1 protein-coding gene is annotated in these 1,594 nt (G+C 75.3%); it reads left to right on the forward strand.

Annotation, left to right across the window (positions count from 1 at the left end; translation table 11 throughout):
- A partial coding sequence (locus GPJ59_RS36080) for a transglutaminase family protein (RefSeq protein WP_219672337.1) occupies positions 1–1,594 on the forward strand: 1,594 nt, incomplete at both ends.

The raw sequence follows: 1,594 nt of genomic DNA on the forward strand, positions 1-1,594 counted from the left end.
GTTCCGAGATGGAGCACACCGCCGCCGACCCCGTGGTCGTCGGGCGCGGTGAGCTGCTGGCCGCCGAAAGCCTCGCCGAGTTCGCCGCCCGCGGCACCAGATCCAGCGTGACGGTCCGCACCCCCGACGCCGATGCGCTGGCCGCCGCCCTGAGCGGCGGGCTGCTGGACGAGACGGGCACGGGCGGCGACCGGGGCAGCGTGGGCGGCACCATCTCGGCGGTCAATCCGCTGGTGTCGCTGCAGAGCAGCCTGAACTCGCAGGACAACCGCGAGGTCCTGCGCTACCGGACGGACAACCGGCAGGTCACCGACCAGTACCTGCGGATCATCGCGCTCGACGAGTTCAACGGCGTCAAGTGGGAGGCCTCGGGCCGCAGCCTGACCGACGTGCCGGAGCGGCTGCCGACCCCGCAGGGGCTCGGCGACCCGGTGCGGCAGACGGCGACGGAGGTGCGGACGAACATCTCGGCCGCGGGCAACTACGGGCAGCGGTACCTGCCGATGCCGTACCCCGCGACGCAGGTGGACATCCCCGGCCGGTGGCGGTACGAGCCGGCCGGCCGGACGCTGGTCGGCGACCAGACCGGCAAGGACCGGTTCCAGACGGTGCAGGGCGTCCAGTACACCGTGCGCAGCCTGCAACTGCGGCCGACGGCACAGCAGTTGTCGGCGGCCCCGAAGCCGCCCGCGGCGGTGGTCGCCGAGTACACGAAGCTGCCCGACAACCTGCCGCCGATCGTGCGGGAGACGGCCCGGCAGGTCACCCGGGGCACCCGCGACGACTACGCGGCCGCGGCCAGGCTCCAGGACTGGTTCGCTTCGAGCGGCGGATTCCGCTACGACACGAAGGTGGACTCGGGCACGGGCTCGATGGCCATCGCGCGGTTCCTCCAGGACCGCGAGGGCTTCTGCATCCACTTCGCCTTCTCCATGGCGGCGATGTCCCGCTCGCTGGGCATCCCGGCGCGGGTGGCGGTCGGCTTCACGCCGGGCACCCAGCAGGCGGACGGCAGCATGTCGGTGTCGATGAAGAACGCCCACGCCTGGCCGGAGCTGTACTTCGAGGGCATCGGCTGGACCCGGTTCGAGCCGACGCCCGGGCAGGGCTCCACGCCCGACTACGCCCGGCCCGAGGCCCCGGTGGCGCAGCCGACCGCGCCGACCGCGCTGCCCTCGCAGAGCGCGCAGGCGCCCGCACCGGCGGCCTCGGCGTCGGACGAGTGCCCGCCGGACATGAAGAAGCTCGGCGAGTGCGGCGGCGCCGCGGCCGGTGCGGACACCGGGGCCGGCCAGGGCGGTCCGTCGGCCGGGGCGGTCCTCGGCTGGGTCGCCGCGGGTCTGGCGGTGGCGGGGCTTCCGCTGCTGCCGATGCTGTGGCGGTCCCGGCTGCGGGCCCGCCGGCTGGCGGCGGGCGAGGTCCTGGCCGCCTGGCGGGAGCTCGGCGACGCGGCCTGGGACGTGGGGATCCCGCCGGACGAGGCGCTGTCCCCGCGCAGCGCGGCGCAGCGGGTCGTGGTGCTGGGCAAGCTGGAGCCGGACGCCGCGGAGGCGGCCCTGCGGGTGGCGGGCGCCGTGGAGCGCCTGCTGTACGC

Source organism: Streptomyces bambusae (genome assembly GCF_019400985.1).
GTDB classification, from domain to species: Bacteria; Actinomycetota; Actinomycetes; order Streptomycetales; family Streptomycetaceae; genus Streptomyces; species Streptomyces bambusae_A.